Source organism: Methyloceanibacter caenitepidi, assembly GCF_000828475.1.
GTDB lineage: Bacteria > Pseudomonadota > Alphaproteobacteria > Rhizobiales > Methyloligellaceae > Methyloceanibacter > Methyloceanibacter caenitepidi.
This window is the reverse complement of the sequence record NZ_AP014648.1, coordinates 655227-682059: the sequence shown is the minus strand read 5'-3', so window position 1 is coordinate 682059 and position 26833 is coordinate 655227. Positions and strand designations below refer to the sequence as shown.

At 63.5% G+C, this 26833-nt stretch carries 28 protein-coding genes, 1 tRNA gene and 1 pseudogene; 8 read left to right on the top strand and 22 right to left on the bottom strand.

The window, feature by feature from the left end; translation table 11 throughout:
- Positions 1-149 precede the first annotated feature (149 nt).
- Entirely contained in the window at positions 150-725 is a 576-nt protein-coding gene (locus tag GL4_RS03255; RefSeq protein WP_425283179.1) for an ActR/PrrA/RegA family redox response regulator transcription factor, read from the top strand.
- A gap of 12 nt (positions 726-737) precedes the next feature.
- On the opposite strand, the gene GL4_RS03250 is transcribed toward GL4_RS03255, so the two are convergent.
- Positions 738-1247: an MmcB family DNA repair protein gene (locus GL4_RS03250; protein ID WP_045369320.1), complete on the bottom strand. Its 510-nt coding sequence runs from the start codon at positions 1245-1247 to the stop codon at positions 738-740.
- A 98-nt stretch (positions 1248-1345) separates the two neighbouring features.
- Here GL4_RS03250 and egtB point away from each other — a divergent pair, with 98 nt between their 5' ends.
- The 3 genes from egtB to GL4_RS03235 all read left to right on the top strand — a co-directional run bounded on the left by egtB (position 1346) and on the right by GL4_RS03235 (position 5010).
- Entirely contained in the window at positions 1346-2635 is a 1290-nt protein-coding gene (gene egtB / locus GL4_RS03245; protein ID WP_045364517.1) for an ergothioneine biosynthesis protein EgtB, read from the top strand.
- Positions 2635-3654, top strand: a complete 1020-nt coding sequence (egtD, locus tag GL4_RS03240; RefSeq protein WP_244462666.1) for an L-histidine N(alpha)-methyltransferase — start codon at positions 2635-2637, stop codon at positions 3652-3654. The genes egtB and egtD overlap by 1 nt, the downstream gene beginning before the upstream one ends.
- A 105-nt stretch (positions 3655-3759) precedes the next feature.
- Complete coding sequence (locus GL4_RS03235; RefSeq protein ID WP_082025431.1) at positions 3760-5010, top strand: diphosphate--fructose-6-phosphate 1-phosphotransferase; 1251 nt, start codon at positions 3760-3762, stop codon at positions 5008-5010.
- Positions 5011-5035: 25 nt separating this feature from the next.
- On the opposite strand, the gene speE is transcribed toward GL4_RS03235, so the two are convergent.
- Together speE and speD are read right to left on the bottom strand one after the other, a co-directional pair.
- A complete protein-coding gene (gene speE, locus GL4_RS03230; protein ID WP_045364514.1) occupies positions 5036-5890 on the bottom strand; it encodes a polyamine aminopropyltransferase in 855 nt (284 codons plus the stop codon).
- Entirely contained in the window at positions 5839-6378 is a 540-nt protein-coding gene (speD, locus tag GL4_RS03225; RefSeq protein WP_045364511.1) for an adenosylmethionine decarboxylase, read from the bottom strand. The genes speE and speD overlap by 52 nt, the downstream gene beginning before the upstream one ends.
- Before the next feature lie 215 nt (positions 6379-6593).
- On the opposite strand from speD, the gene GL4_RS03220 reads away from it, so the two are divergent.
- Positions 6594-7697, top strand: a complete 1104-nt coding sequence (locus GL4_RS03220; protein ID WP_045364508.1) for an extracellular catalytic domain type 2 short-chain-length polyhydroxyalkanoate depolymerase — start codon at positions 6594-6596, stop codon at positions 7695-7697.
- A gap of 5 nt (positions 7698-7702) precedes the next feature.
- Positions 7703-8152: a GNAT family N-acetyltransferase gene (locus GL4_RS03215; RefSeq protein WP_045364505.1), complete on the top strand. Its 450-nt coding sequence runs from the start codon at positions 7703-7705 to the stop codon at positions 8150-8152.
- A gap of 8 nt (positions 8153-8160) precedes the next feature.
- On the opposite strand, the gene GL4_RS03210 is transcribed toward GL4_RS03215, so the two are convergent.
- Positions 8161-9105, bottom strand: coding sequence for a DUF5996 family protein (locus GL4_RS03210; protein WP_045364502.1), 945 nt, complete (start codon positions 9103-9105; stop codon positions 8161-8163).
- Between the two features lie 55 nt (positions 9106-9160).
- Here GL4_RS03210 and bcp point away from each other — a divergent pair, with 55 nt between their 5' ends.
- Positions 9161-9625, top strand: a complete 465-nt coding sequence (bcp, locus tag GL4_RS03205; protein WP_045369315.1) for a thioredoxin-dependent thiol peroxidase — start codon at positions 9161-9163, stop codon at positions 9623-9625.
- Between the two features lie 18 nt (positions 9626-9643).
- Entirely contained in the window at positions 9644-11119 is a 1476-nt protein-coding gene (locus GL4_RS03200) for a serine hydrolase domain-containing protein (protein ID WP_052464083.1), read from the top strand.
- On the opposite strand, the gene GL4_RS03195 is transcribed toward GL4_RS03200, so the two are convergent.
- The 18 genes and pseudogenes from GL4_RS03195 to GL4_RS03115 all read right to left on the bottom strand — a co-directional run bounded on the left by GL4_RS03195 (position 11108) and on the right by GL4_RS03115 (position 26792).
- Positions 11108-12361, bottom strand: a complete 1254-nt coding sequence (locus GL4_RS03195) for a NupC/NupG family nucleoside CNT transporter (protein WP_045369313.1) — start codon at positions 12359-12361, stop codon at positions 11108-11110. The genes GL4_RS03200 and GL4_RS03195 overlap by 12 nt on opposite strands.
- A 133-nt stretch (positions 12362-12494) precedes the next feature.
- Positions 12495-13781 (bottom strand): NAD(P)/FAD-dependent oxidoreductase, encoded by a 1287-nt coding sequence (locus GL4_RS03190; RefSeq protein ID WP_052464082.1) that lies wholly within the window; start codon positions 13779-13781, stop codon positions 12495-12497.
- Between the two features lie 43 nt (positions 13782-13824).
- Positions 13825-14139, bottom strand: coding sequence for a c-type cytochrome (locus tag GL4_RS03185; RefSeq protein ID WP_156137369.1), 315 nt, complete (start codon positions 14137-14139; stop codon positions 13825-13827).
- Between the two features lie 120 nt (positions 14140-14259).
- A tRNA-Arg gene (locus GL4_RS17395) sits at positions 14260-14367 on the bottom strand.
- 195 nt (positions 14368-14562) lie between these two features.
- Positions 14563-15669, bottom strand: a complete 1107-nt coding sequence (locus GL4_RS03180; RefSeq protein WP_082025429.1) for a tyrosine-type recombinase/integrase — start codon at positions 15667-15669, stop codon at positions 14563-14565.
- 53 nt (positions 15670-15722) lie between these two features.
- Positions 15723-15815 (bottom strand): annotated as a pseudogene (locus GL4_RS18185) (hypothetical protein); the annotation flags it as partial.
- Complete coding sequence (locus GL4_RS03170) at positions 15802-16281, bottom strand: helix-turn-helix domain-containing protein (RefSeq protein WP_045364490.1); 480 nt, start codon at positions 16279-16281, stop codon at positions 15802-15804. The gene GL4_RS03170 and the pseudogene GL4_RS18185, both read right to left, overlap by 14 nt.
- 138 nt (positions 16282-16419) lie before the next feature.
- Positions 16420-16812 carry a hypothetical protein gene (locus GL4_RS03165; protein ID WP_045364487.1) on the bottom strand — a complete coding sequence of 131 codons (393 nt, stop codon included), beginning with the start codon at positions 16810-16812 and terminating at the stop codon, positions 16420-16422.
- A 55-nt stretch (positions 16813-16867) separates the two neighbouring features.
- Entirely contained in the window at positions 16868-17443 is a 576-nt protein-coding gene (locus GL4_RS03160) for a hypothetical protein (RefSeq protein ID WP_045364484.1), read from the bottom strand.
- Positions 17444-17447: 4 nt separating this feature from the next.
- Positions 17448-17738, bottom strand: a complete 291-nt coding sequence (locus GL4_RS03155; protein ID WP_156137367.1) for a hypothetical protein — start codon at positions 17736-17738, stop codon at positions 17448-17450.
- Positions 17725-18174, bottom strand: a complete 450-nt coding sequence (locus GL4_RS03150) for a hypothetical protein (RefSeq protein WP_045364478.1) — start codon at positions 18172-18174, stop codon at positions 17725-17727. The genes GL4_RS03155 and GL4_RS03150 overlap by 14 nt, the downstream gene beginning before the upstream one ends.
- Entirely contained in the window at positions 18171-18677 is a 507-nt protein-coding gene (locus GL4_RS03145; RefSeq protein WP_045364475.1) for a lysozyme, read from the bottom strand. The genes GL4_RS03150 and GL4_RS03145 overlap by 4 nt, the downstream gene beginning before the upstream one ends.
- Before the next feature lie 68 nt (positions 18678-18745).
- Positions 18746-21634, bottom strand: coding sequence for a hypothetical protein (locus GL4_RS03140; protein ID WP_045364473.1), 2889 nt, complete (start codon positions 21632-21634; stop codon positions 18746-18748).
- Positions 21634-23022 carry a hypothetical protein gene (locus GL4_RS03135; protein WP_045364470.1) on the bottom strand — a complete coding sequence of 463 codons (1389 nt, stop codon included), beginning with the start codon at positions 23020-23022 and terminating at the stop codon, positions 21634-21636. The genes GL4_RS03140 and GL4_RS03135 overlap by 1 nt, the downstream gene beginning before the upstream one ends.
- Entirely contained in the window at positions 23023-23715 is a 693-nt protein-coding gene (locus GL4_RS03130) for a hypothetical protein (protein ID WP_045364467.1), read from the bottom strand.
- The gene (locus tag GL4_RS03125) at positions 23715-24377 is read right to left on the bottom strand and encodes a hypothetical protein (protein ID WP_172653279.1); all 663 of its coding nucleotides are present in this window, start codon (positions 24375-24377) and stop codon (positions 23715-23717) included. Before GL4_RS03125 ends, GL4_RS03130 begins: the two co-directional genes overlap by 1 nt.
- A complete protein-coding gene (locus GL4_RS03120) occupies positions 24340-24849 on the bottom strand; it encodes a hypothetical protein (protein WP_045364462.1) in 510 nt (169 codons plus the stop codon). The genes GL4_RS03125 and GL4_RS03120 overlap by 38 nt, the downstream gene beginning before the upstream one ends.
- Positions 24846-26792, bottom strand: coding sequence for a hypothetical protein (locus tag GL4_RS03115; RefSeq protein ID WP_156137366.1), 1947 nt, complete (start codon positions 26790-26792; stop codon positions 24846-24848). Before GL4_RS03115 ends, GL4_RS03120 begins: the two co-directional genes overlap by 4 nt.
- Positions 26793-26833 lie beyond the last annotated feature (41 nt).

Below are 26833 nucleotides of genomic sequence, written 5' to 3'. Positions count from 1 at the left end.
TTAGAATAGGCCGTGGCGGAAACTGCCAAGACTTGTCAGGACTGGTTAAAGACCTTACCTGTCAGCCAAGCTATATAAGGCAAATTGTACTCGCGTCCGGGAGGACACGCCCTTTGGCGGGGTTGTACGACCGCAAAGGGAGCAGACTTATGGATATGCAGCCGGTACTACCGATGTCAGAGGATTTCAGCGGCCCCCTGCAGGACAACACGCTTCTGATTGTCGACGACGATCGGGCGTTCCTGCAGCGTTTGGCACGCGCCATGGAAACGCGCGGCTTTGCCGTCGAGGCCGCAGGCTCGGTGGATGAAGGCTTGGCGATGCTTCGGCAGCGCCCGCCGGCCTTTGCCGTGGTGGATATGCGTCTCGATGACGGCAGCGGTATCGATGTCGTCGCGGCTTTGAAGGAAATCCGTCCCGATTCGCGGGCGGTGATCCTGACCGGCTACGGCAATATCGCGACCGCCGTTTCGGCGGTGAAGATCGGCGCTGTCGACTATCTCGCCAAACCCGCCGATGCAGACGACGTCTACAATGCGCTCGTCGCCGCACCGGACGACAAGGCCTTGCCGCCGGAAAACCCGATGTCGGCGGATCGTGTCCGCTGGGAGCACATTCAGCGCGTCTATGAGCTTTGCAATCGCAATGTCTCGGAGACGGCGCGCCGGCTCAATATGCATCGCCGTACGCTTCAGCGAATTTTGGCGAAGCGCGCGCCCAAATAGCGACGCGGCGCGTTAGCTTCTCAATCCGCAGCCCGGATCCAGTTGGTGCTGGAGCCGGAGCGCGGCGGCGCGTGCAAAACACAACATCATCGCTTTGCGGCGCGCGGCATTGAGCCGGTCCTCTTTGGGCTCGCGGACAAGCTCCGCCCCATAGCGGTCGGCGAGAATAAGCCCCGCGTGTTCCGGGATCACGTCACTCGGAAAATCCGCCGACACCGCGAAGTAGAGTCTGTCGCAATAGTCGAGATATTCGTGCCACTTTCCGTCGGTGCGATAGTCGGTGAGACAGGACTTGATCTCGACGATCATGATGTCGCCGGCCGCCGAAAGGCCCACAACGTCCGCACGTCGCCCATTGGCCAGCGGCAATTCCGTGATGACCGAATGTCCGTAGGCGCGCAACGTGCGGCAAACGCCGCGCTGAAGCTCGGCCGCGGCCTCCGACTGGCGGCCATCGACCACGATCAACGGGTCCTGTTCCACGTTGGGCACTGGCATTTCCTTCAAAAATTGCCCGATCATCGTCACGGAATTGTGCATGGTGGCTTGTTTCGAGATATGGAACAAGCTGTCCGACGTAGGGTTGCCCCTTAGGGTCCAAACGGTAAACGGGAGGAACCATGAGCCTCACGCAGACTATCCTCGCAGACTCTCCCCAAGATACACCAACGCGATATGGCCGCCTCAGTCAGAGACTGATGGCGACGCGCGCCCTGTCGCATGAGCTCGCTGAGCCTTTGAGCGACGAAGATCAAGTCGTTCAAGCCATGGACGATGCCAGTCCGACGAAATGGCATCTGGCGCACACGACCTGGTTCTTCGAGGCCTTTGTCCTGTCGCAGTTTCTTCCCGGCTATACCCGCTTCGACGACCGCTTCGAATATTGCTTCAACTCCTATTACGAGAGCGTCGGCGCGCGCCATCCGCGGCCCTTTCGCGGCCTGCTGACGCGGCCGTCGGGCGACGCGGTCCGCGCATACCGCGCCTATGTGGACGAGGCCCTCGAGACCTTGTTTAGCCGCGAGCTTCCGGACGAGGCCGCCGCGCTCGTGGAACTCGGCATCAATCACGAACAGCAGCATCAGGAACTGCTGCTCACGGACATTTTGAGCCTGTTTGCGTCCCAGCCGCTGAAGCCGGCCTATCGCGACGCGGCGCCGGGCGAACCCGCCGGCACGCCCGATCCGCTGACATTCGTCGATTTCGACGGCGGGGTGTTCGAGGTCGGTCACGACGGGAACGGCTTCTCCTACGACAATGAGGGGCCGCGCCACGAACAGCTAATCCGTCCCTTCAAGCTCGCCAATCGCTGCGTCACCAATGCCGAATGGATCGCCTTCATCGAGGACGGCGGCTACGAGACTTCGGCATTGTGGCTGGCGGACGGATGGAACCTCATCAACGCCGAGGGTTGGCGCGCGCCGCTCTATTACGAGCGGGCCGAAGACGGCTATGGCCAGATGGAGCTCCGGGGCTTTCGCCCGGTCAACCCGGCCGCGCCCGTGACCCATGTCAGCTATTACGAGGCGGATGCCTTCGCCCGCTGGGCCGGCTTCCGGCTTCCGTCCGAATTCGAATGGGAGCATGCCTCCGCCGGCCTCGCCGAACAGGGACGAACGCTGGGCAGCGGTTTCTTGCGCCCGCAAGCCGCACCGGACGACGCGGGTCTGACCCAGATGTTCGGCGATGTGTGGGAATGGACGGCCAGCGCCTACCTGCCCTATCCGGGCTACAAACCGGCCCCCGGCGCCGTGGGCGAATACAACGGCAAATTCATGTGCAACCAGTTCGTCCTCAAAGGCGGGTCCTGCGCGACCCCCGAAGGCCATATCCGGAGGACCTACCGGAACTTCTTCTATCCCCAGCAGCGCTGGCAGTTTACGGGCCTTCGGCTCGCGGCGGACGCCTAATGGCGCGCACCCTTTCCATGTCCCGCGCTTCGCTGCCGCACGCGGATAGCGACGTCGCCGAAGCCGTGAGAAAGGCCGCGGAGCCGACGCTTGCCGTTCACGCCGCCGAGTTCGCAAAAGCCGTCCTGGACGGCCTTGCGGACAGGCCGCGCCACATTCCCTCGCGCTTTCTCTATGACGAGGCCGGCTCGGCTTTGTTCGAGGAGATTACGAAGCTCGACGAATATTATCCGACCCGCACGGAGATTGCGCTGCTTCGGTCCTATGGCGCCGAGATCGCCGGATGCGTCGGTCCGGTCGAGACATTGGTCGAGTTCGGCTCCGGGTCGAGCCGCAAGACGCGCCTCCTGATCGAGGCCCTGGACGGCCTCGACACATATGTGCCGATCGACGTGTCGGGGAGCTTTCTCGCAGAAGCCGCGGAGGGGCTGGAAGCCGAGTTCGAGGATTTGACCGTCCGCCCCGTCGTCGGCGATTTCACCAAGCCGCGCGATCTCAAAGGGATCGAGGCTGATGAGCCGCTTGGCTTCTTCTCCGGCTCCACCATCGGCAACCTCACCCACGAGGAGGCCACCGACTTCCTTGAAAACGCCACGCGGCTCCTTGGGCCGGGAAGCACCTTCCTGATCGGGGTCGATCTCCAGAAGAGCCTCGACGTTCTGATTCCGGCCTATGACGACGCGCAGGGCGTGACCGCTTCGTTCAGCCTCAACCTCCTGGCGCGAATCAACCGGGAGCTCGACGGCGATTTCGATACGGATCGGTTTGCCCATCGGGCGCTCTACAATCCCCGCGAAGGACGTATCGAGATCTATCTCGAGAGCCTTGCGAACCAGACCGTTCACGTCCTGGGAGAGCGCTTCGACTTCGCCAAGGGCGAGCGCATCCACACGGAAAACTCCCACAAATACTCGATCCAAGGCTTTCAGGACCTCGCCAGGCGCGGCGGCTGGGAGCCTGCCCGTGTCTGGACCGACGAAGCGGCGCTTTTCAGCCTTCATCTTCTGCGGGCGGCCTAGGCCAGCCTGGACGCAGCTTCCCTGGCGGCGGCGCCCAAGGTCTTGCAACGGGTCAAGGCTCCGGGGCATGGTGCCCCGACAATGAGAGGCAAGAAGGGGTAGCGCGTGTCTGATCTTCCAACGGGGAATGCGGCCATTGGCCAATCAGGCGGCCCGACCGCCGTCATCAACCAGTCGCTTGTGGGCGTCGTTGAGGGCTTGCAGAAGGGTCTCGTCGCCTCCGGGACGGTGAAGCAGATCCTCGGCATGCGCCATGGCGTGCGTGGGATCGCCAAAGATGGCGGGGACCTCGTCGATCTCACCGCGATGCCGGCCAAGACACTCGATGTGATCGCCCAGACGCCGTCCGCGGCCCTCGGCTCCACCCGCGACAAGCCCGACGAAGAATACTGCGCGCAAATTCTGCACGGCTGCCGCCAGAACAACATCCGATATTTCTTCTATATCGGCGGCAACGATTCCGCCGACACCTGCCGCATCGTCAACGAGAAGGCGGCTGAAGCAGGCTACGAGATGCGCTGCTTCCATGTGCCCAAGACCATCGACAACGACCTAAAAGAAAACGATCACACGCCGGGCTTCGCCTCCGCCGCGCGCTTCGTGACGCTCGCCCACATGGGCGATGCGCTGGACAACGCCAGCCTCGGTGGCATCAAGATCAACGTCGTGATGGGCCGACAAGCGGGCTTCCTGACCGCCGCCGCGTCGCTCGCGCGCGGCTGCCGCGAGACCGACAAGGACGCGGCCAAGCGGCCGGCGCCGCATCTGATCTATGTGCCCGAAGTTCCGTTCGTGATGGATCACTTCCTCCAAGACGTCGATCGGGTCTACTCGGCGCTGGGCCGCTGCCAGATCGCCGTGAGCGAAGGCATCCGGGATGCGGATGGCAACGAGATCGGACCGCAGCTCATGCGCTCGGGCGAAGTGGACGCCCACGGCAATGTGCAACTTTCGGGCTCGGGCGCCCTCGGTGACGGGCTCGCCGATGCGGTGAAGAAGGCGCTGACTCCGACCGGCGGCAAGGCCCCCCGCGTCCGCGCCGACACGTTCGGATATCTGCAGCGCTGCTGGCCGGCGACGTCATCCATCGACGCCCTGGAGGCCCGCGGGGTCGGGCGGCACGCGGCGAAACTCGCAGCGGACGGCCACGCCGGCGCCTCCATCACCATCATCCGGACCTCGAACGTACCCGGCGACTACCGCAGCGAGTTCGGCCGCGCGGACCTGTCCGCGGTGGCGCGCCACGCGCGGCATATGCCGGAGGATTTCTCGGACGACGGCAACAACATCAGCGCCATCTTCTACGACTACTGCCACCCCTTGGTGGGCGAGCTCCCGACCTTCGGAAAACTCTGACCGGCGGCGCCAGGCTTCGAGCGGGCTAAGCTTCGACCAGGTCTAGAACGTAGTTCGGCAACGCGAACGCGGCGACATGGACGCGCGGGTTCCAGTACTTCGTCGGGAACGCGCCCGCCGCAGCGTAGCGCCATTCGATCTCGCCGACCGTAAACTGCCGCAGGTCGTCGTTGTCGCTCGCCCAGCCATAGGACATGGCATCGCCGAAATAGCTGGGCGTGGTCGCCATGTAGGCGAATGCGTCCTCGAACAGATCGCGGAAAAAACCGACGGACTGCCTGAGCTCCGACGGCTGCAGGAATGGAAGACCGTTTTGGGTCACAAGCACGCCGCCAGGGGCGAGTGCGCGCTTGCAGTCGGCATAGAACTCTTTGGTGAAGAGTACCGCCCCCGGGCCGATCGGATCCGTCGAGTCGACGAGAATCGCGTCGAACCGCTCGTCCGTCTCGGCCACGAACTTGGTTCCGTCGGCAATGACGACGCGCGTGCGCTTGTTGTCGAAGGCGCCGTCCGAGATTTCCGGAAAGTGCTCGCGGCATAGGTCGATCACACTGCGGTCGATCTCGCACAGCGTGGCGCGCTTCACCTCGGGATGCCGCAGCACCTCGCGCAGGACCCCGCCGTCACCGCCGCCGATGATGAGGACGTTCTTCGCCTTGCCATGGGCGAAGAGCGGCACATGCGCCATCATCTCATGGTAGACGAACTCGTCCTTGGTGGAGACCTGGACAACGCCATCCAGCATCATCACGCGGCCGAAGTCATCGTTCTCGAAGATGATCAGCTGCTGATGCTCGGTCTGGGTGTCGAACAGAACCTTGCCCGCCTTCAGGCGGACGCGGAAGCCGCCATGGAGAGTCTCTTCGACCCAACGGTCCATCGCTCAAGTTCCCTACCGCGAAGTTCGGTTTTCACGACCACGTTGTCCGGAGAAAACGCGCGTTGCATGACCTCGATCGTCGCGTTCGGATCTGCGGCACCGCACATGAACACGTCGAGCGCCGCATAGCCGTATTCGGGCCAGCTGTGGATCGAGATATGCGACTCGGCAAGCACCGCGACGCCCGACACACCGCCATTCGGCTCGAAGTGATGCAGATGGATGTGCAGGAGCGTGGCGTTCGCCGCCTCCACGCACTGCCTCAGCGTCGCTTCGATGTGCTCCAGATCGTCGAGCCGTTCCGCCCCGAGAAGATCAATTATGAGATGCGTGCCCGCGTAGCGCACACCATCTCGCTCACAGAAAAAATCCTTGCGCTCATCAGCCATCTCGGCCTCGAGACACAAGGTTTGCGTTTCTTCCGTTTGGGCGGTGCTTGAACCATGATCCAAGTCCATCCCCAATTGGAAGAGGGCGTCACTGGACATGGCGTCCTCCCCAACCAGCAGATAGATCCAGTCGAATAAGGGGCAGTGTCATGCACCGCGCGAGTCTCGCTTGCAAGTGGTTTTTTGGTGGCAAAGGTCACATTGGGACCCCGTGACGCGTGGTATGAACATCGCGGTCGCGCTCTAACTTCGATTGTGACAGTCAGACGCAACCGCCGGAGCTGGCGCACCCTTCTCAAGGAGCCTGTGCGACGATGACCTTCTTGGTGCGAAGCTGGACTGTGACGCAATCCGCCGCTCTTGGTTCGGTGCTGTGCTGGGCGCTCTTCGTGCCCGGCCCGGCCTCCGCCGACGCTCTTCCGAAGCTCGGCGCCGCCCTGTCTCAGACCTCCATTTCCGGCCTGTCGTCCGGCGCTTTCATGGCCGGACAATTGGAGATCGCCCATTCGGAAAACATCGTCGGCGCCGGAATTGTCGCCGGCGGTCCTTTCGCCTGCGCCGAATCGGCGTCCGCCCGGCTGTTCCCTTACTGGGCCACGGGGGTGGCGCAGAACGCGATCCAGGCGGCGCAAAGCTGCATGAAAACAACTCTCGGGGAGCCGGAGCCGGAGAAGCTTCTGGCGCGCGCCCGCGACCTGGCCGAGGACGGCGACATCGACCCGCTCTCGGCGCTCGCCAAGCACAACATCTATCTCTATTCCGGCGACAAGGATTCCACGGTGAGCCGTCCCGTGGTCGCAGCAGCCAAGAATTTCTACGAACTCGCCGGCGTACCGGAGGGCAACATCTCCTATGTGGAGGGCGACGGCGGCCACGCCTTTATCACCGAAGAAGGCGGCGCGGCCTGCGGCCTGTCGGAAACGCCCTTCGTGAGCGACTGCGACTACGATCAGGCTCGCGCCATCCTCGGCTGGATCTACGGTCCGCTGACGCCGGCTGCCAGAAAGGCAAAGGGCGACTTCGTCGTATTCGACCAGGAAGAGTTCACGGAAGCCGGCGAAGGGCTGGCCGACGAAGGCGTCGTCTACATCCCAGCCTCTTGCCGCGAGACTCCGGGCTGCCGGGTGCATGTGGCCTTGCACGGCTGTCAGCAATCGCGCGCCCGGGTCGGGGGCACCTTCATTGAGGACACGGGTTATGCAGAGTTGGCCGACACGAACCGGCTGATTATTCTGTTCCCGCAGATCGCCTCCAGCGTCGTGAACCCGCAAGGGTGCTGGGACTGGTGGGGCTATACGGGTCTCGACTATCTTGGCAAGGACGCGCCGCAGATCCGCGCGCTTTGGAATATGGTGGAGCGTCTCGCGGAACCTCCAGTGGAGGAAACCCCGGCGGAGTCGTCGCCCGAATGGGAGTGACCGTCATGGACCGCAGCACGACCGTCCTGATCTTCGAGGCGCCGCTCGGCTCCGGCCTGTATCGCGATGCGCTGCGTCTGCGGGAGCACATCCTGCGGCGCCCTCTTGGCCTCACGGTGAGCGCCGAGGAACTGGCCGACGACACTATGCGCCAGCACTTCTGCGCCGTGGATTGCGGTGTGGTGGTAGGCACGGTGTCATTGCGGCCCCTGGACGAGACCACGCTCCATCTGAAACAAATGGCCGTCGCCGAACAGAAACGCGACGCGCGCGTCGGCTCGCAGCTAGTCACCCATGCGGAACACTGGGGCGCCTCCGCCGGATTCCGGCTCATGGTCGCGCACGCCCGGGTCGGCGCCGAAGGGTTCTACCTCAAGCAAGGCTACGCGCAGGAGGGAGACGCATTTTTTGAACAGACGATCCCGCACGTGCGGGTGACGAAGCGCTTGGCCTAAACGGCCTCTCACACGGCGCGCGGCTTGCCCGGCACGCCCAGAGGGCACTCCAGGGCAGCGCGGTCCCAGCTGGCGCCGTCGGCCGCCGCCTCGTAAGTGCTGATCAGAAAGTCCAGCAACGCTCGATCGGGATCGGGTGCCGCCCTGACCGCGTCGTAGGGCAACACAAACTCTTTCAGCTCCTGGTGATAGAACGCTTCGTCAGGCCCGACCGGCGCCTCGGCGTAGCCCTCGGGCTCCGGATAGGCATAGGCATAAAAGGCCGGGTACTCGACGCCGGGGCTGCCGGGCCAGAACCCGGCGCTGGCCACTTCGTGGCTGTAGGCTTCCTGCGCGACGGCGTCGGGGAGATTCGGGACCCCGCCGGGATGAAGCGGCGCGGTCCGTCCCGAGAAGCGCGTGACCGCCATATCGAAACTGCCCCAAAAGAAATGCACGGGGCTGGACTTGCCGAGGAACGACGATCGGAACAGTTTGAAAACGCGGTCGATTTGAACGAGCGCGCGCCAGTGCCGCTCCGCATAGACCGGGTCATAGGCCGCATGGGTCAGGTCATCGCTGAAGGGGACGGCATCGGGTATTTCGTTCGGCATCTCATGGATGCGGACAGAAAGACCGAGCTCCGACAAAGCCGCCATGACCGCCGCATAGAAGTCGGCCACGGTTCGCGGATAGAGACCGATCTCTTTGGTAACGCCGTCGTCCGACGACACGACGAGAAGATGGCGGACGAAGTCGAACGTCAGATCGAACGTGCGCTCTCCGTGAGGAATGGTCGATGTCGTCAGGCCGCGCGGAGTGACATAGAGTGTGCAGTGCCAAGAATGGTTGAGCCAGGGCGATTGAACGAGACGGATCTTGCCGACAATCTGAGACCACAAGTGCAATGTGGCGGACGTGTCACGCCATGCCGAGTATGGTAGGTCTGGCCAAGCTTCATTGGCGTTCGTCATGGTCAAGGCCTCTTGTGCGGATAGTCGTGAAGGTCAAACCCAGAAGGAGCGGACAATGAGCTTAGAGGTCGGGGATAAGGCGCCCAATTTCAACCTGCCGACGGACGGCGGCGGTAACATCTCCTTGAAAGACCTCAAGGGCGAAACCGTCATCCTCTACTTCTATCCTAAGGACGACACGCCAGGCTGCACCAAGGAAGCCTGCGGATTCCGCGACGCGCTTCCCGATTTCTCGAAGGCCAAAGCCAAGGTCATCGGCGTCTCGAAGGACCCTGTGAAGAAGCACGACAAGTTCAAGGACAAGTACGACCTCACCTTCCCTCTGGCATCCGACGAAGATGGCGCGGTCTGTGAAGACTATGGCGCCTGGGTCGAGAAAAGCATGTACGGCCGCAAATATATGGGTATCGACCGCTCGACCTTTCTCATCGACGGCAAGGGCGTCATTCGCGGTATCTGGCGCAAGGTGAAGGTGCCGGGCCACGTGGACGAGGTGCTCAAGGCGGCGCAAGAGCTTTAGCGGGCGGAACATAGCCCCGTGTCCAAAACCTTGAAGCGCTCAGGCAAGGTCTGGCTGGTGGCGCTGGCCATTGCGATCGCGGCCGTCGCGTACCTCGCCGTACCGCCGCTCTACCGCATTGCCCTGCTCGGCTCCGGTTATATGGCCCAGCAGCTTTGCGCAGGCCTGTTCGTCTCGGGCCGAACCTTCGACGCGGTCATGGCCGAGGATCTGTCGGGTCCGGGCCTTGGGCCATTGGCGCCGTTCACCGCCCATGTGGACGACACGGCGAAGACTGTGCGTGCTTCTCCGCTCGGCGTCGGCTTTGCCGGCCAGACGGCAGTCTTTCAGGAAGGGCTCGGCTGCACGCTGGTTCGGGATCAATCGGCGGCCGCCTATGCCGCGCGCGCGCGCGATCCGTTTGACGCGGACCCGCCGGCGGCGCCGGACGCAGAGTGGCCGCAAGGGTCGCGCGTTGCGGCCGGCGCTTGGCGCGCGGACTTCGCATGGCCCGACGGCGTGGATGGTCCGGCGGCTTCCCAGGCCGTGGATGCGATCTTCGCCGACCCCGACCCGGAACGGCCACGCGCCACGCGTGCGCTCGTGGTCGTGCACAAGGGCCGTATCGTCGCCGAACGCTATGCCCCTGGTTTCGATGCGCATATGCCGCTCGTCGGATGGTCCATGAGCAAGACGGGCACGAACGCGCTCATCGGTCTTCGGGTCAAGGACGGGAAACTTGGGCTCGACGATACACGTCTAATGCCCGAGTGGCTCGGGCGCGACGACATGCGCGGCGAGATCACGCTCAACACGCTATTGCGGATGATTTCGGGACTGGCCTTTCACGAGGACCCGGACGACAAGCTCAGCGACGTGTCACAGATGATGTTCGTGCAAGGGAATACGGCGGCGTTCGCCGCTTCGAAGCCGCTCGCCTACGCTCCTGGGACTCATTGGTCGTACTCGACGGGCACGGCGGCGATACTGTCCGGCGTACTGCGCGAGACGTTCGACGACGAGCGCGACTATTTGCGCTACCCGCGGGAGCGCCTTTTCGGCCCGCTCGGCATGCGCACGGCGCAGCTCGCGCCCGACGCTGCCGGCACGTTTATGGGCGGCGCGTTTCTTTACGCCTCCGCGCGCGATTGGGCGCGGCTCGGACTTCTGTACCTTCAGGACGGCCGGTGGGACGGCGAGCAGATCCTCCCCGAAGGCTGGGTCGCCTATACGACGCGGCCGACCGTTCAATCCCCCAACGACCGATACGGCGCGCAGGTCTGGCTGAAACTGGAGAAGTCGGCAAATCTCGGCGAGCCGCCGATGCCCGCCGACTCGTTCTACATGCTTGGCCATAACGGGCAGGTCGTGGCCATGATCCCCTCCAAGGACCTGGTAGTCGTGCGGCTGGGGCAAACAATGAACGGCGGCGACTGGGATACGGCGCGCGACCTCGGCCCGCTGGTGAACGCCTTCACGGACAAGAGGCCCGACGCCGGGGGCTCAGGCGAATAGTCCCGCCATGGCGCCTGTCATGAAACAGGCGATCGTGCCGGCGATCAGCGCTTTGGGGCCGAGAGCCACGATCTCCGCGCGCCGCTCCGGCACCATGGTGGCGAGGCCGCCCAGCATGATGCCGAGGCTGCCGAGATTGGCGAAGCCGCACAGGGCATAGGTCAGGATCACGTCGCTGCGCGGCGACAACGCGCCCTCGGGCAGTTCCGCCATGGAGAGATAAGCGACCAGCTCGTTGAGCACGATCTTGGTGCCCATCAGTTCGCCCGCGAGCCCGGCCTCGGTCCAGGGAATGCCGATGAGCCAGGCGACCGGCGCCAGCAGCCAGCCGAGCATGCGCTGAAGGCTCAGTTTGAACCCGCCGATCTCAGGTAACAGGCCCAACCCCATGTTCACGAGATGCACGAGGGCAACGGCCACGATCAATAGTGCCGCCACGGCGACCACGACCCGGAGGCCGTTTAGCGTGCCGTTGACGAGCGCCTCGGCCGCGCTGGTGGCATCTTCATCCGGACCGTGCTGCTCGACTGCATCGCCCGTGTAGTCGCCCGGCACCATCAGCGCGGCAATAGCGACTGAGGCCGGCGCGCTAATCACCGACGCAGTCATCAGCGTTCCAGCCGCGTCGGCCAGTACAGGCGACAGAATCGCCGCATAGAGCACGAACATGTTTCCGGCGATCGTCGCCATACCAACGGTCATCACCAAGAAAAGTCCGGCGTGGCTCAAGTCGCGCAGGTACGGGCGGATCAACAGCGGCGCCTCGATCATGCCGACAAAGACATTGGCGGACGACGCAACGCCCACGGCGCCGCCGAGACCGATCGTGCGCTCGAGCAGCCAGGCGAAGCCTTGGACGATCTTCGGCAGGATGCGCCAGTAGAACAGCAACGCACTCAACGCGCTCACGATCAGGATGAGCGGCAGGCCTTGCGTCGCGAGGATGAAGACGTTTTGCGGCGCGGTGGCCTCGAAAGGCGTTGGCCCGCCGCCCAGATAGCCGAACACAAAGGACGTCCCGGCGAGCGTCGCCTGGCGCACTGCCTCGACGGCCTTGTTGAGCCAGGATAGCGCGACCGTGACCGGCGGCACACGCAAGAGTAGGAGGGCGAGAACCACCTGCAGCGCCATCGCGCTCGCCACCACTCGCGCGGATACAGCGCGCCTGTCCTCGCTAATCGCCCAGGCGAAGCCCAACAGCACAAAAAGTCCGAGCGCAGATTGAAGCACCCCCTGCCACATCGCGATCGACCCCCCTACCCAACCCGACGACACCCCGCGTACGCCGTTGCCGTCCTCGGCGTCAAGCGCGGCGGCGTTCAAGCGGCTCCAGCCCGCCCGTTTCAGCTGGTGATCCGTCTTCGAGGCATACGCGTCAGCCGAAGACCTGTCGCGTGATGGTCTCGAACCAGTCCCCGGCGTAACCGGCCTCGCTCCGCCGGAATTTTTCCGATGCGTGGATGGGGCTGACGCCGCCGGCGTCCTCGACAGCCTCGATGGCATCCTCGCCCTGCCTGTAAACGCCGGCGACGGAGATGCCGTAGTCGGGCGCTACGAGGCTGTAGCAGACATTATCCAGCTTGGTCGGAATCGGCGCTTCGCCGCTTAGAAGACGGGCGACCTGCATCGCGCACACCTTGCCTTGTGCGTTCGCGGAGAACGCGGATTTCGGCATGGCGCCGGCGATCGAAGCATCGCCGAGAACGTGGATCCCAGGCTGCAGACGCGACTCGAAAGTCACCGGATTGATCGGACACCAGCCTGTCGCGTCCGCAAGACCGGCGTCGCGCGCGATTGCGGGTGCCTGTTGGGGCGGGATGATATTGGCGACGTCCACGCGGAACTCCCGCGCCTCCGTCACCAGCACCATCTCCTTCGGCTTGACCGCGATGACGGGGCCGTAATCGAAGATCCCATGCCATTCGATCCTGTCGCCGTAGAGGTCCTTCCAGGCGCGCCGAAACAGAAGATCCTTCGAGAAGGACTCCTTGGAGTCCAGGATGATCACCTTCGCGCGCGGCTTGTGCGCTTTCAAATAGTGCGCGATCAGGCTCGCGCGCTCGTAAGGACCGGGGGGACACCGGAACGGATTGGTGGGCGGCGCGATCGCCACAACACCGTCGTCGGGCATCTCCTCGATCTGTTTGCGCAGCAGTAAGGTCTGCGGCCCCGCCTTCCAGGCATGGGGCATGATTTCCGCCGCCGCTTCGTCGTAACCCGCGATCGCGTTCCAGATGAATTCGATGCCCGGCGCCATGATCAGGCGATCGTAGGCGAAGACAATTCCCCCATCCGTACGCACGGTCTTCGCGGCGGGATCGACACGCATCGCCTTCTCGAACACGAGGCGCACGCCCGCGGCTTCGACGCCGTCATAGCCGAAGCGCAGGATCGAGTACGGCTTCAGGCCGCCGATCACGGCGTTGCTGAAGGCGCAGGAATAGTAATCGCGCCTCGGCTCGATCAGCGTGACCTCGAGGCGCGGATCGGCGGCGCGCAAGAAACGGGCGACGGTCGCACCGCCATAACCGCCACCGATCACCACGACCCGTGCAGACGTCCCCGCCGCCTTCAACCGCGCCGGCAGGCCGGCGGCAATCGCCGCGGTCGCAGCCGTCGCCAGGAACCGCCGGCGGGTCGGCGTGCTCGGGCCCGAACTCATGCGGACGCGCGCCCATGCACGGAAGTGAGGCCGTCCTTCAGCATCAATGCGCGGTCCCCTGTGCGGCGATGTAGCCCGATAGAAGCTCGATTTCCTTGTCGTCGTAGCCTTTAGCGAGCCGGTTCATCACCGTGCTTTCGCGCTGGCCCGATCGAAAAGAGAGAAGCAAGTCGCGGATCTCGGCTGCCGGACGCCCGTAGATCGATGGAAACCCGTCTTCGCTTTCGGTCTTGGCATGGCATCCCGAACAGCTGGCGGCCAACAGGGCGGCCTTGGCCTCGGCGTTCTGATCCTGGGTGGCACAGATTGAAGAGGCCGGTAACAGTACCAAACCGATCGCCAAGAGAAACGATCTCACAACGGCCCTCCTGATCGCGACGACCTCGGCAGCCTTCGGAGGCGTTCGAACGCGTCCCCCTTGTAGCGCCTGGGAACAGCGCTGCTTGCGGGCGCCTTGGCCCGCGGAGGACCCTGTTAGTGGCGCACCCGACAAGATTCGAACTTGTGACCTCTGCCTTCGGAGGGCCGTGTAGCGAATGTAGAATTTTGGCCAAGTCCTTGTTTTTCTAGGGCCGACGCCGGGTGCAAAAACGACAATTCCCGACAAAATCAACGTGTAACTGCACTGTTATGCGAGTCATTTCTAGGCGGAAATGTCAGCCCTGGAAAGAGCCACGGGCAAAGCCCCTTGGCGGGGTCGTAGAGCCAGCAATAGGTGTGGTCGAGGCCCCAGCAATCCTCGTCGCAGTCCTGGCAGCGGCCGTACCCTTCGGCGGCTTTGCTACGCGGCAACGTGGTCGTCTGCTCTGGCATTCGATCCCCCAATTTGCTCCGCTAGATTCTCGTGGCTGTGATGGCCATAGACCCGCTCGATCGTCTCCATGGTGTCGCCCAGCAGCCGGGACACGGCATAGAGCGACACGCCGTCCTGCAGCAGGTGGGTGGCCCGGCTGTGGCGTATCAGGTGCGGGTGCGCCCGATCGGCCAGCCCTTGGGCCATGCAGAGGGCCTTGAACCGGACGTAGAAGTCGATGTTGCTGAACAGGCGGGTCCGGCCTTCCGACGCATCCCACAGGGCCCGCAACGGACGCTCCATTTCGGGCAGGATCGGCACGATGGGCTGGCGCTTCTTAGTGGCCTTCTTGTCCGGCTTCTGCAGCAGGATCCGCTTCCGCTCCCAGCTCACTTGCGACCGGTCCAACTCTGAGATGGACCGCCGCCGCGCGCCGGTCCAGTAGGCCAACTCGATGAACCACTTCAGCTCGTCCTCGGCCGCGTCGATCAGGCGTCGAAGCTCGGCCTTCGTGTAGAAAGGCGCCTCCTCATCCTGCCCGAGGGTCTTGGCTTCGGGGAGCTCGATCGACGGCATTTTGTCTTGAGTCGTCCGCTTCCAGCGCAAGGCATGGTTCGCGGCCGCTACGAGGACATTCAGTTCCCTGCGAATGGTCCCGTTCCCGCCTCTCCTGCGGTGGCCGAAACGATCGCCGCCGATCGAGCCTTCCCGCCGCGCTGCCGCATAGCGCCGGCACATAGGGATATCGACATCGGAGAGAAGCACGTCTTTGAAGTAGTTCTTCAGGTGCCGGATGGCGATGGCCTGGCGCTCGGTGTCGGCGCAATTGGGCTTGCCGGCGTCGTCGGTCTCGCAGACGTGCTCGGTGTAATAGTCGTCGAGCGTCCGAGAGACCGTTATTCCATCATTTCCTCGAGGCTTAAAGATCGCTTCGCCTTCGACGAGGAAAGCCGCATATCGTTCTCGCGCTTCAGTTTCGTCTGACGTGCGAAGTGAGAGGCACCGGGTTTGCTGGGTGTCGCGGTCCCACCATTTGACGACCCAGCGGCCGTCTCTGGTGTCCATCCAGGGCGTTTTCCGCGCCTTACGCGACATCGTTTGAACTCCTCGACCTGCTCGACACCGAAGCGCATGTGGCCGCCGGCTGTGCGTGTTTTGGGGAGGAATCGGCCAGCGGCCACCGCGCGCTCGATCGTTCGTATGGATACCCCACAGGCATCTGCGAACTCACTTATCCTCATCGTGTTCGGCCATCGCGCTTTTGAGCAATTCGGCAGCCGCTTCGTATTGCCCGTTGAGGATTGAGAGGATGAGTAGTCCCTTCGTCATAGGGACGCCTTGATTGATCCGGAGCCACACGTTGCCGTTCTCCAACGCCTTCATATCGGCAGCCGGCAGCTTGTCGGCGGCCGACGGCGACGTGGGCAGCAGTGTGGAAGGCTCGACGCCAAGGGCCTTGGCCAAGGCTTCCAGTTGCGCCGGCCGGGGCAAGGCGACGCCACGAACATAGTGAGATACCATGTCGCGGCCGATGGTCTTGCCGCGGGGCAGTTTCTCGGAAGCCCGGCGGGCGAGCTCGCTTTGGTTCCAGCCCTTGTTCACGAGGGCCCGTTGGAGCCGGTTGGCGAAGTCTATCTTGACTGCATCCCGCGGGGCGCCGTCGGGCAGGCCCTTTGGTGCGGGGTTGACGTAGTTTCTCCGAATCACCGGTTTTGGTCCCTGTCTTTATCTGTGAATTTCGTATCATTCGTCAATACCCGACATAATTAGTATTTTGGTCATAGTCAAGAGGGCGCATGCGCTTTGCGTGTAGAATTTTACTGAGACGATCCTCGGAAGTTTGGGCTAAATCGCCGAATCGACTTCGCAAATCACCGTGTCGCGGTGCCCGCATTCCGGCATCTTCCAGGCGATCACTTCGCCTGTGCGCGTGTCGACGATCGGCACCGGGCAGGCCACCCGCCAGAAGCGGTAGCTGGAACTCTTATGGGCTTGATCCCATTCGACGCCAAGCATGAGCGAAGCACGCTGGCAGCGCTGCTGGTTGAAGGGCTGGGCCGCCGCGCCCATGGCTTCGGACTGGTCGTAGAGCGGGACTTCAAGCCGCCGGCACTGCATCATCGAGTTCTCGATGGCCCATGTGCGGTTTTCGTAGCCCGTCCATTTGGAGTTCGCATCGTGTTGGTCGGCGGGGAGCAGAACAGTCTTGCAGACAATCAGTACGACGGCAGATGGCATTGGTACGGGCATTGTGGTCTCCCCTCTATCGTTCTGTGAAGCGTCTCGTCATGATTCAAACCCCAAACAGCGTGAGCCCGAGCACGGCGCCGTAGATCGCGCCGTAGATGATCTCGGCGCGCATGAGGTATCGAAGGCCAAAGATTTCCGGCAGGCGGTAGGCCAGCCAATAGACGACGGGGAAAGCGAACGAGAGAGCCGCTGCGGACACCGCGCCGTCGACGAAATTGACAAGGCCGAACCACGCCAGCACGCCGAAGACCGGCAGCCACCACCACAAGCCGCGCAGGTAGGCCCCGAGGAAACAGTGCGCCCAATAGTCCTTCCGCTCCGGGGCTATCAGCTCGGCAAGCCAATAGGTGCCATTTATCTTGCCCGTGTCATCGTCCAAGAACAGAACGTCGTATTGCTTCTGCGTGAAGTGGCCGGGGGTGCACCGGATCCATTTCGTCCAGCCCCAACTCTCGCCGATTACGAAGGCGCCGGTTGCTGCAGCCGCAGCGATCCACTCGCCGGTCAGGGCCCACACGATGAGCCCGAACGCCCCCGCGGCAAGCCACACAAGGATGCCGACCCACCCACGGAGGCGGTTGAGCACGGCAAAGAGAACGGAAAGAGCGACGGTTTCCATTGGACTATTTCGCTTTCATGTAGGCCGCGCGGACGGTGCTGTACCAAGCAAGCAAGTCCTTGCCGCACCGGCTCTTGGCCATTTCGGATTTGCGGAGATCGGCCACGAGCAGCACGACACGTTCGCGCGACAGCTTCTCGATCGGGATGTCGGTCAGTTTTTCGAAGCACGCCCGGTAGTAGCTGGGGGCCTTCGGCAGATTTACGGCCAATGGCTGGGCGCTGGGGCCCTTTACCATGCAGCCGCCGAGGGCAACCGCGAGAGCAAATACGGCAAGTGCTTTAGCGAATCTCATTGATGGCCTCCAATTCGTCCGGGTAGATCACGCACTCGTCGTTGCCGCCGGCATGCTTCGCGATGGCGTCGTTGAGGCGGTCGAATACGGCCTCGTTGTCGATCAAAATTTCCTGTTGCTCTGCGACGATCTTTTCCTGGGCTTCGGCCGCGAGCTTCGCGATGTCGAAGTCGCGTTGGATTGCGGCTTTCTCAGCCTCGAGCTGCGCGATTTTTGTTGCAGCCCGCAAATCCATGGCGGACGACCAGCCGACGCCACCGACGATCAGAACGCCGATAGCCGCGGCAGCCACAAAGCCGATCAGGTTTCGCGAAAAGTAGAAGGCGCCGGCCCCGAACCCGACGGCCGCTGCAAGCCCGCCAACGAAGCCCGCCGATACGAAGGCCGACACCGCGTGCCAGAGATCCAAAACACCGCCCCAAGAACCGAACATCATTCGACCCCCGTGACGGTTTTTTCTCGGGTGCCTTCCATGCAAAGCCGGTGCTCGTCCCTGCGACGGTTCACGAGCCCTTGCAGCTTTCGGCCGCCGGCCTTGTTGAAAGCGAGTAGCCGGTCACATGCCCGGCGGAGATCGCTCATCCGGTGACTGTCAGCGTAGGCGTTCACGTAGCGTGCGACCGAGCTCTTGCAAAAACCCCATTGGCCGATGTTGTAGGCGAGAGACAGGAACGCAACGTAGGTCTTGTCGGGGATGCGATCGGGGGCCTTCAGGCACTTCCGAATGCCCTGCTCGAAATCGGCCAGGCCGTCCCCGAGCATGGCTTTGCATTCGTCAACCGTATATCGGTCGCCCATCTTGACGCCGCGGGTTTCACCGAAACATACCGTCGGGACACCGACGGCATCACGGTAAGCTTTTGTCCGAAGACCTTCCCAGGCGCCCACAAGGGCGACGGCCGCGGCCATAACTGCTGCGCTCTTTGCTAGTCGGCTCATCGGTGCTCCGAATTTCGTGTTTTTGGAATCCCCGACAAATTTCTCAGATTTCTACATTCCAAGCAAGCCTAATTTTGGCTCTCTTCGGGCGGAGGGGCTTCACCACCGTCTTCCTCGATCGCGCGGGCACCCGCACCGTAGGCGATCAGGCGGTTCAATTTGGCATTCCACGCCTTGCCGCCCACGTCGACCTGACGTGTCAGAAGATGCCGTGCGAGCTCGGGGTCGAACGCCATCTGGCGCATCAATTGGTCGACGTTATCGGTCTCGCTGCCCTTCATCTGACGGAGCGCCTTCTTGATGATCGACATGATGCCGCCGCCTTTGAGCATGCCAAACTTGAGCCGCAACGCGGCTTCAAGCGGGAACAGAGATTGCTCCGAGATCGGCCCGGACGACAGCCTCTCGGCCGTCTGCGAGCCCGTCGTGGCCTGCACGTCTCGCTTGGAGATCGACAGCATCTTGTGAACCTGGCGGAGCTGGTTCATCTCCTCCGGCTCGAGCACCTGGGCCAGGGCGCGCTCGTGCTTCTTGAACAGATCGTCGAGCTTGGCGAACGAGACCGGCCGCGTATTGTCGGTCGTCTTGCCCACGGCAGAGGTTGTCTTCGTCTTCACGAGATAGTCGACCAGGGCCGACTTCAGGCCGGCGCGAGCGGACGGGTTGCCTTCGGTCAGATTGACCAACGAGCCGATCGCACGCTCGGAATCGCCAGACGACAACGCCTGACCGATCATGTGCTCCGGGTCGTTGCCGAGCGCGAAACGAAGGGCGCCCGTGTTGGTTTGAGCCTCTTCCACGCCCCGCTGCGCCGTACGGACCAAATCTTCGGCAGCACCCTCCATGTCGGCGCCTCGCTGCGCGCGGCCGATCAGGTCGTCAACTTCCCGGCCGATCTCGGGGAACTCGTCGAGGGACGCGCCCCAACGCTGCCGCCACTGGCGGATGACTTGCGGCAACAACGCGCCCGACTGCGGGTCGATCGCGCCGCTGTTGGCCAGATCGGAGAGAAGGTAGTCGCGCACTGCCTGACGGCCGGCCTCCGGATTCGGGGCCTGGTCGAAGATGCGGTTGAGCGCCTGCGCCTTCTCCGGCTGGCCGGGGCGGAGGAACCTGTCGGCGGTAGCCGAGGGCGGCGTCGTAGAGCGATTGTGGCGGTCGAGGTTGAAGTCCTTCCGGAACTTCTGCGCTTCGTCGCCGGGGCCACGCTTGAATGTCGGCCCCATGGTCGCGGCGAAGTCCTCGTCGGCCTGCATGAACCGCTGCGCGGCCTCATCGCCCTGCTCGGCGGCATCGGCCACAACCCCTTTCATGCTGTCGCGAAGCGAGCGGAGATTGTCGGCCAGCCGGTAGTTCTGCGCCTTCTGCGCGCGGGAGATCGTCGCCGACATCTCCGGCATGACCTCGACGATATCGCCGATGCTGGTCTCCGCGACTGGCCGCGCGGCGGTGCCGTCCGGGCTGACACGGAAATCCTCCGGGGGCACCGTGTTCTCGATACGGTTCAATAAGCCGCGCGGCAGCACCTTGGCGGGGTCGTTCAGGTCGCCGAGGCTCGCGCGCACGGCGTCAGCTTGGTCGACCAACTCGGACACGTCCACGACGGCGCTGCGATCCGGATCGACGTTCCGGTAGTTCGCCGACATGCGCTCCTGCGTCGGCACCAATGTCTGGTCGACAACAGTTTCGTCGATGCGAGCCGCTGCGCGGCCACCCTCGCCGGCCATGGACTGCAACGGCGCGGCTTCCTGCCGGCGGGTCCGCCGCAGCAAATCTTGCGCCTCTTGCGCGTTGCGCTCCTCCATCTGCGCTTGGCCGACGCGCTCGCGCTGCACGTTCTCAAGGTAGTCGGTCGCATCGCGGCCCGTGGACCCTTCAGGCGCCAGCGCCGACGTGCGCGCCGACGCCGCGGTGTCTACGGCGCGGTCGCGCTCGATGAAGGGCTTCGGCCCCCTCCGGCGCAGACCGCCCTCCATCTGAAGCATGCCGACATCGTTTGTGAGCGGGCCTGTCGTCGGCAGCGGCCCGTCGCCGAGCTGCGAAATGGTTTCGCGCATCGTACGGACGGCAGCTTCCGGATCGCTCGCGCCCTCCTGAACGAACTTAGCGGCCTCGTTCACTTCATCGGCTTTGAAGAACTGACCGGTCGCCTCGTTCACAGGAAGCGTCGTTTCATTGTCTAGGCCGAGGCGAGACTTCACGCCCGTCCGCGCCGTATTGACCGCGCCCCGCGCGCCCTGCATCGCCGTGATGCCGCCGACACCGCCGAGAAGGGCGGCCACCGTTTTCGCTACAGGATCCCACCCGCTCTCCTGAACACTCTCCGGCGCGTACTCCTCGTAGGCCGAGATACCGGTGCCGGCGCCGACGCCGCCCGCAACATCGCCAGCCACGGCGCGGCCGGGGTTGACAGCATACGGTTCCATGAGCTTCTGCCCCATGCGACCGGCAAACGTGGCCGCCGGACGGGCAGCGCGCTCCACGTTGCCCGCCATGCCGGCGGCCGGGATGATCGCGTTCGTGCCCAACCGAACGACGTTGCGCCCCAGGTTCTCGCGGGGCGACATCTCGTCGGCCGGGCCGAATATCTGATCCATGGCCTTCGGCAGCATTCGGGCAAGCGACCCCCCGCCGACGGGATTGGCCACCGATGCAAGATCGCTGACGCCCTCAATGGCGCCGCGCGAGGACGCCGCCGGGCCAAACAGATCGAACACCGCGCCGATGCCCGCCGTGAGCGGGTTGTTGCCCATGCGGCCCTGCCAGACATTGCCGACGCCCGGCTCCTCCCCCGCAACGCCCGGCTGCTCGACCTCAAGATCAAGCTGCGGGCGCTGGGCGCTCGCCTGTGCGGCCGCGTCGGGGAATTTCTGTTCGATCAGCGACCGAATTTGCTCCGGCGGCATGTCGTCGGGAAAGGCGACAGGCACACCGTCGGGCATCGTCACAACGGGCATCACGACCCTCCGAAGTAGGTCTGCCAATCAACGGGGCCGTCCCCGGACCCTTGGCCAGGATTGACGACCTGCGGGGCCGCCTGCGGCGACGGGGCCGCGGGCATCTCCCGCGGCGTGAAGTTGGCGCCGGGAAACGTCTCCATGAGATTGCGTTCGCGGATGGCCTGCTGCGTCTGCAGCTTGATCTTCAGATCGGCCAGCACTTCGACCATGGCCGACGGATCCTGCAGTGAGCCGCCGATCGTAGCGACGGCGCGGGCGACATCGTTCTCGGAAAGCTTGTCGGCGGGGCCGCCTTGCGCCTTCGCGATGATGTACGCCAAGTCCTGAATGTTGGACCGCAGGATCGAAGAATCGATACCGAGTTGGCGGAGCCGGCTTTGCGTCTCCGGGTCGCCGAGCAAGGCGTTCATGCCCTGGTCAAGCGCGGCTTGGCTCTCGGGGTTGCCGATGACCACATCCGCGCTCGGCTCGTTGAACATTGCACCTGCGGCTTCGATCTGTGCCCGGACATCGTTGAACAGCCGCGCGCCCTGCCCAAGCACGCCGATCGCCGCGCCCGCGTCAGGGGTCTGCAGCTTCGCGGAAAGCCCGTCGATCGCGTTGACCGCGATGTCGGTATTGGTGCGCGAGGTCAGCAGATCGTTGTCGATCTTGGCCTTGCCAGTGACACCCACGTCGCCGGCAGCGCCCTCGACCGTGCCTTTGTAGCCGCCCGCCGGCAGCGGGTTGCCATTGAGGTCGACGCCCCTGGCGGCCGCCTGATCGTTCGTAAGATACGATTTGCCGTCGGCGATGTAGTTCCACGTCGCCCCCGGCTTCGCCGCCGACGGGTCCGCACCAAGATAGGTCTGCTCCTCGATCGGCAACTTGTTGAAGCTGCCAAAATTCTGACCGGCCAAGGTGCCCTTCCGCTCCGCGTCCGACAGGACCGGAGAGACACCTTCCTCGAAAGCACCCGCGCGCGGCACGAATACCGGAGCGCCGTTCTGCAGAGCTTCCAGAGGCGTCTGATTGAACTGCCGCGCGTTCTCGGTCAGCGCCGCTTCGGACGCCCGGCGGCTCTCCGCCAAGGAGGCTGCGTGCTGCGCCGCCATGCGGCTCTGATTGGCGTTGAAGGCGCCCTGCGTCGAGCCCGCGTTGCGCCCGCTGGCGAACAGCATGGCTTGGGCCACGGGGCTACGCCAAGCGGTGTCGGCGCCGCCCTCGGCGATCTGGCGACCGTAATTATCGGTCTCCACGTTTTCCCGCTGCGCGGCGTAAAGCTGCTCGCGCTTCAGTGCATCCGATGTCTGATCGCCCGGCGAGCCAAGAAGCGTACCACTGAGAGACCGGATCGTTTCAGCGATCGGGGATGTGCCACGAAAAGCATTGATGATCTGCGGCATTTACGTCCCCATGAACGGCGATTGGTATTTCTTCTGCGTCTTCGGCCGGGTCACGGCGCCATAGTACGCCTCGCCGGCCTGACCGAGGGCGGGGCCAGCGGCCATCATCGCCTCGCCAATGCCGGTCGACGGCTTGTAGGTTTGGAACGCCGCGAGGTCGGAGCTGTATGGCAGAAGATTTAGGTTGCCCTGCTGGAAATTGCTGCGCGTCTCGATGCCCCGCCCGAGCTCGGTGTCGGCGAGCCCCTGATTGAACCAAAAGTCGCCGTAGCTGCCGACCTTGCCCAACGCCTTGGCCTCTTCCTTGGCGCCGCTTACGGCTTCGCCGAGCCGCTTAGCAAGGTCCGTCTTCACGACCTCCGGCGCGGACCCGCTGATCGGAACCTCTTCGGGGCCGGAGATGGCGTCGGTGAGGATATTGGTACGGTCCTGGGTGGCTTCTTCCTGGGCGCGCTTCGTGTTCTTCGGAGCGATGGCCTCTTCGCGCTTGGTGTAGAGGTCACGGCTTTCATCCGCGATCTTACGATTGCGGCGAAGCACGTCCTCAAGCTCGGCATTGCGCGCAGCGGCTTCCCGCGCAGCGTTGGCGTCCCGCTCCTGGCCAGCGCGGTGGGCGCCGTAGGCGCTGACCCCGGACCCCACAACAGTCGTCGCGAGGGAAGCGAGGGCTGCAAGTTCAATACCGGTGCACATTACCCAATCACCCTTCCCGATCCGCTGCCGGTCGGCGTTGCGCTATAGGGCGAGGAATAGCCCGCGCCCGGCCGGCCCTGCAGGTTCTTGCCGTAGTTCAGCCACGGCTCGAGGCCCGCCGCGAACACCTGCCCAAGCGGAGTGAATGCCTGCGGCGCCACAAGGGCGCGGGCAGAGCCGAGGGCTCGAGCATTGATGCCCCGCGGATCTGCCGAGCTCTTGTTGAGCGCGTAGAGGTTCGTCTTGGCGTCCTCGACCCGGCCGCGCAGCTCGTTCGACCGGTCGGCAGCCTCATTGGCCACGCGGGCCCGTTCGCCTTGATAGTTCTCGAGGAGGTCCGCCTGGGCATCGATCCCGACGGTGGATTCGTCGAGGCCCCGCTCGGCCAGCGCGCCGAACAACGACGCCTTGCCCTCTTTGAACTGGTCCTCTAGCTGCGGGAAGTAGTACCCGGTGTAGTCGTTCCGGAACTTCTTGAAATAGCTGTTGTTGAACGGCCGGAAAGCCGAATCAACATTGCGCTCGCCGCGGCGGATGTCGCGTTGCCGCTTCCGCTCCTCGTTCTTCGTCTGCTGGGCTGTTTGGGCTGCTTTTCTGCGCTCGGCCCTTGCACGGTCCTTTGCGCTATCGTCGCCGAAACACATCTTCTGCTGCCTTGGCATGATTGCCCGGCGCAGCGACTTCCGGCCTTACGTCTGCTCTTGGCGGATAATAGACGAACCACTTTACCCCGTCAATTTCATCGTACTTCTGAAAGCCTAGAATCTGGAACCACCGGTCTACCCCCGGATGAGGGGAAGCAGAACCAGTGACAAGGGGGCCGTGCTTGTTAACTATTTCTTTAAGAAACCTCCGCGCATGGACGACGCCCTGCACTCGCAGCCTGTTGAAATACTCAGCCGTGGCCAGAAACCATGTGCTGTGAAAGCCTTGATCGGGGATGACGCCGAATGCAAACACCGGTCGGCCGTTGTAAACCCCGGTATAGGCGTGCCCTTTCTTCATGAACTCTTGGGCGTTGCGCAGGACACTAAACTGCGACAGCCCGAGGACTTCATGCTCAGCCCGGTTCTGCTCAGATAGATCGTCAAGTATTCTTAGCAGATGCCAAACTTCGGTAGGTTCGATCCTCAAGCCGCGCCCTCCTTGTCGTAATGGATGGCCAAACTGGAAAAGACGCGCATGCCCGCCGACGCGCAGGTTCCTCGGAAAGCCATGTGCGAAGTGAGACCGGGAATCTTGATCTCCGGCAAATGGTAGGTCGTCCTATTCAAGACCCCTGCGGGGATGTTGAGCACTTTTTGCGTGTCGTTCGGATCGACAAGGATCTTGCCAACCCAATCGCCTTCCAGCGCGGCGTCAAACCCGGTGAGCTGTTTCTTGCCCGCAGGATCGTTCGCGGCCATGAACGGAGTTTCGAACACCGTTTCCTGCTCGTCCTCATCGGGGTATGTCTCCCCGTCGAAGCCACCGTAGATGTAGATCGTATCCCCCGCGCGGGAATAGAGTTCACGGCCCGACTTGGCGAAATCGGTCACACTGAAACCGGGCTCGATGTACGTCCACGCAGTGATCTTCGACGACGGGAAATAGGACAAGGTGATGATCTTGTCGCCAACAGCCAGCATGTACCGGCCGTCAATAGGCTCGATGATGGCGACCGCGCGGCCCAAAGTGTCTCCATCGACAGCCCGCATAACCTCCTGAACGAAGGGATCGAGCGCGGAGCCGACATCGCTGACAGCCGGAGTATCGGTGCCTTCGCGGGCACGGATCGACCGAATGCCGCTGTCACTCAGATAGTAGACATCGTTGTTGCCGTACGGGATGGCGCTGCGTGCGGACACGGTTCCGGTGCTCTCGAGCGAATTGTCGAGCGCATTGTTCGTCGCGTCGACGAAGAGCTGGTAGAACGTAATCGTCTGCCGCGAGAAAATGGCCGCCGAGTTGTAATATTTGGCGAGGCACACAAGACTCTGCGCACCTTCCGAATCTGACGAGATATTGATGAACCCAGCATCCGACGCCGGGGTCGCTGTCGTCGTCCAGTCTGCAGGATCGTTGACCTGGCAGTAGCGCAAGAGGCTTCTTGCGGTCGACCACACCCGCTTCTTGAACACGAAAACTGACGTACCCGTGCCCGCGGCTCGGCCGGTAGTCTGATATGTCGTGCCGTTGACAACGACTTGCCAAAGATCAGTAGCGTCGAAGGAGCTGCCAGCGATGACAACCTTGTCCACCTGGGCCACGGGGGCGACGTAGGCAACGCCATCCGCCATGTTGGCATCGATCGTCGTGACATCGCCGGCGGGCACACTGGCTACCGCGTAGCCGTTCGGGGTGGTGCCGGTGCCAGGGGCCGCGCTGATCGTCACTGTGTCATCGGCCGCCGTCGCCGAGTACCCGCTGGTCAGCGAATTGTTGTTGATCTCGATCGCAAGAGCATTAGCCGTGGCGTTGTTGGATGTGGTCCACAGAACAGGATCCTCGAGCAGCGGCACCCCGTTGACGGTGACTTGGTTGATCTTGTTGTTGCCGGGGTCGAAAGTGCCCCCCGTGATCTGCACGGACCCCGTTGACAGCACTTCTTCCACTTCCGACACATTCGCAGTGACCGCGCTACGGGTCGCCGTGGGGACGCTTGAATCGGCGTCGACATCGGTAGCGGCCGCCGTGCAGGTGAACTCCGTCCCGGCCGTCTTAGCCGTGATCTGAATGGCCGCGCCAGCAACGCGGGCGCGCACAACGCCGCTGGCTTCGATCCGCGCAGCAAGGGCCTCGGCCACGGCTTCATAGGAGCTGTTGGCGTCCCCGAGCGTGTCCCACCCGGTCACACGGCTGCCGTCGTAGAAATGGTAGAGATTGCCGTCGTCGTATTCAGCCACGACGTAGAGCTTGCCGTCGAAGGCTTTGACATCGACGACCCTAATCATGTCGGGCGTGCTCGGCGCCGCAAGCTGCTGGTACTGCACGCCGACGGGGAGCCCGCCAGGAGTGCTGGCGGAGCCAAACACATACGGCTGCCCGTCAAGCATATACAGGCCGAACGTGCCCGCAGGGAGGGTGTACGCCGGCACCCACTTCTTCGCGCCAACGATGTCGCCGCCCCGAGAAATTA

Coding starts and splice junctions, on each gene's coding strand:
- GL4_RS03255 (WP_425283179.1), top strand. CDS start 150: ATGGATATGCAGCCGGTACTACCGATGTCAGAGGATTTCAGCGGCCCC.
- GL4_RS03250 (WP_045369320.1), bottom strand. CDS start 1,247: ATGATCGGGCAATTTTTGAAGGAAATGCCAGTGCCCAACGTGGAACAG.
- egtB (WP_045364517.1), top strand. CDS start 1,346: ATGAGCCTCACGCAGACTATCCTCGCAGACTCTCCCCAAGATACACCA.
- egtD (WP_244462666.1), top strand. CDS start 2,635: ATGGCGCGCACCCTTTCCATGTCCCGCGCTTCGCTGCCGCACGCGGAT.
- speE (WP_045364514.1), bottom strand. CDS start 5,890: ATGGACCGTTGGGTCGAAGAGACTCTCCATGGCGGCTTCCGCGTCCGC.
- speD (WP_045364511.1), bottom strand. CDS start 6,378: ATGTCCAGTGACGCCCTCTTCCAATTGGGGATGGACTTGGATCATGGT.
- GL4_RS03220 (WP_045364508.1), top strand. CDS start 6,594: ATGACCTTCTTGGTGCGAAGCTGGACTGTGACGCAATCCGCCGCTCTT.
- GL4_RS03215 (WP_045364505.1), top strand. CDS start 7,703: ATGGACCGCAGCACGACCGTCCTGATCTTCGAGGCGCCGCTCGGCTCC.
- GL4_RS03210 (WP_045364502.1), bottom strand. CDS start 9,105: ATGACGAACGCCAATGAAGCTTGGCCAGACCTACCATACTCGGCATGG.
- bcp (WP_045369315.1), top strand. CDS start 9,161: ATGAGCTTAGAGGTCGGGGATAAGGCGCCCAATTTCAACCTGCCGACG.
- GL4_RS03195 (WP_045369313.1), bottom strand. CDS start 12,361: ATGTGGCAGGGGGTGCTTCAATCTGCGCTCGGACTTTTTGTGCTGTTG.
- GL4_RS03190 (WP_052464082.1), bottom strand. CDS start 13,781: ATGAGTTCGGGCCCGAGCACGCCGACCCGCCGGCGGTTCCTGGCGACG.
- GL4_RS03180 (WP_082025429.1), bottom strand. CDS start 15,669: ATGTCGCGTAAGGCGCGGAAAACGCCCTGGATGGACACCAGAGACGGC.
- GL4_RS03165 (WP_045364487.1), bottom strand. CDS start 16,812: ATGCCATCTGCCGTCGTACTGATTGTCTGCAAGACTGTTCTGCTCCCC.
- GL4_RS03160 (WP_045364484.1), bottom strand. CDS start 17,443: ATGGAAACCGTCGCTCTTTCCGTTCTCTTTGCCGTGCTCAACCGCCTC.
- GL4_RS03155 (WP_156137367.1), bottom strand. CDS start 17,738: ATGAGATTCGCTAAAGCACTTGCCGTATTTGCTCTCGCGGTTGCCCTC.
- GL4_RS03150 (WP_045364478.1), bottom strand. CDS start 18,174: ATGATGTTCGGTTCTTGGGGCGGTGTTTTGGATCTCTGGCACGCGGTG.
- GL4_RS03145 (WP_045364475.1), bottom strand. CDS start 18,677: ATGAGCCGACTAGCAAAGAGCGCAGCAGTTATGGCCGCGGCCGTCGCC.
- GL4_RS03140 (WP_045364473.1), bottom strand. CDS start 21,634: ATGCCCGTTGTGACGATGCCCGACGGTGTGCCTGTCGCCTTTCCCGAC.
- GL4_RS03135 (WP_045364470.1), bottom strand. CDS start 23,022: ATGCCGCAGATCATCAATGCTTTTCGTGGCACATCCCCGATCGCTGAA.
- GL4_RS03130 (WP_045364467.1), bottom strand. CDS start 23,715: ATGTGCACCGGTATTGAACTTGCAGCCCTCGCTTCCCTCGCGACGACT.
- GL4_RS03125 (WP_172653279.1), bottom strand. CDS start 24,377: ATGCCAAGGCAGCAGAAGATGTGTTTCGGCGACGATAGCGCAAAGGAC.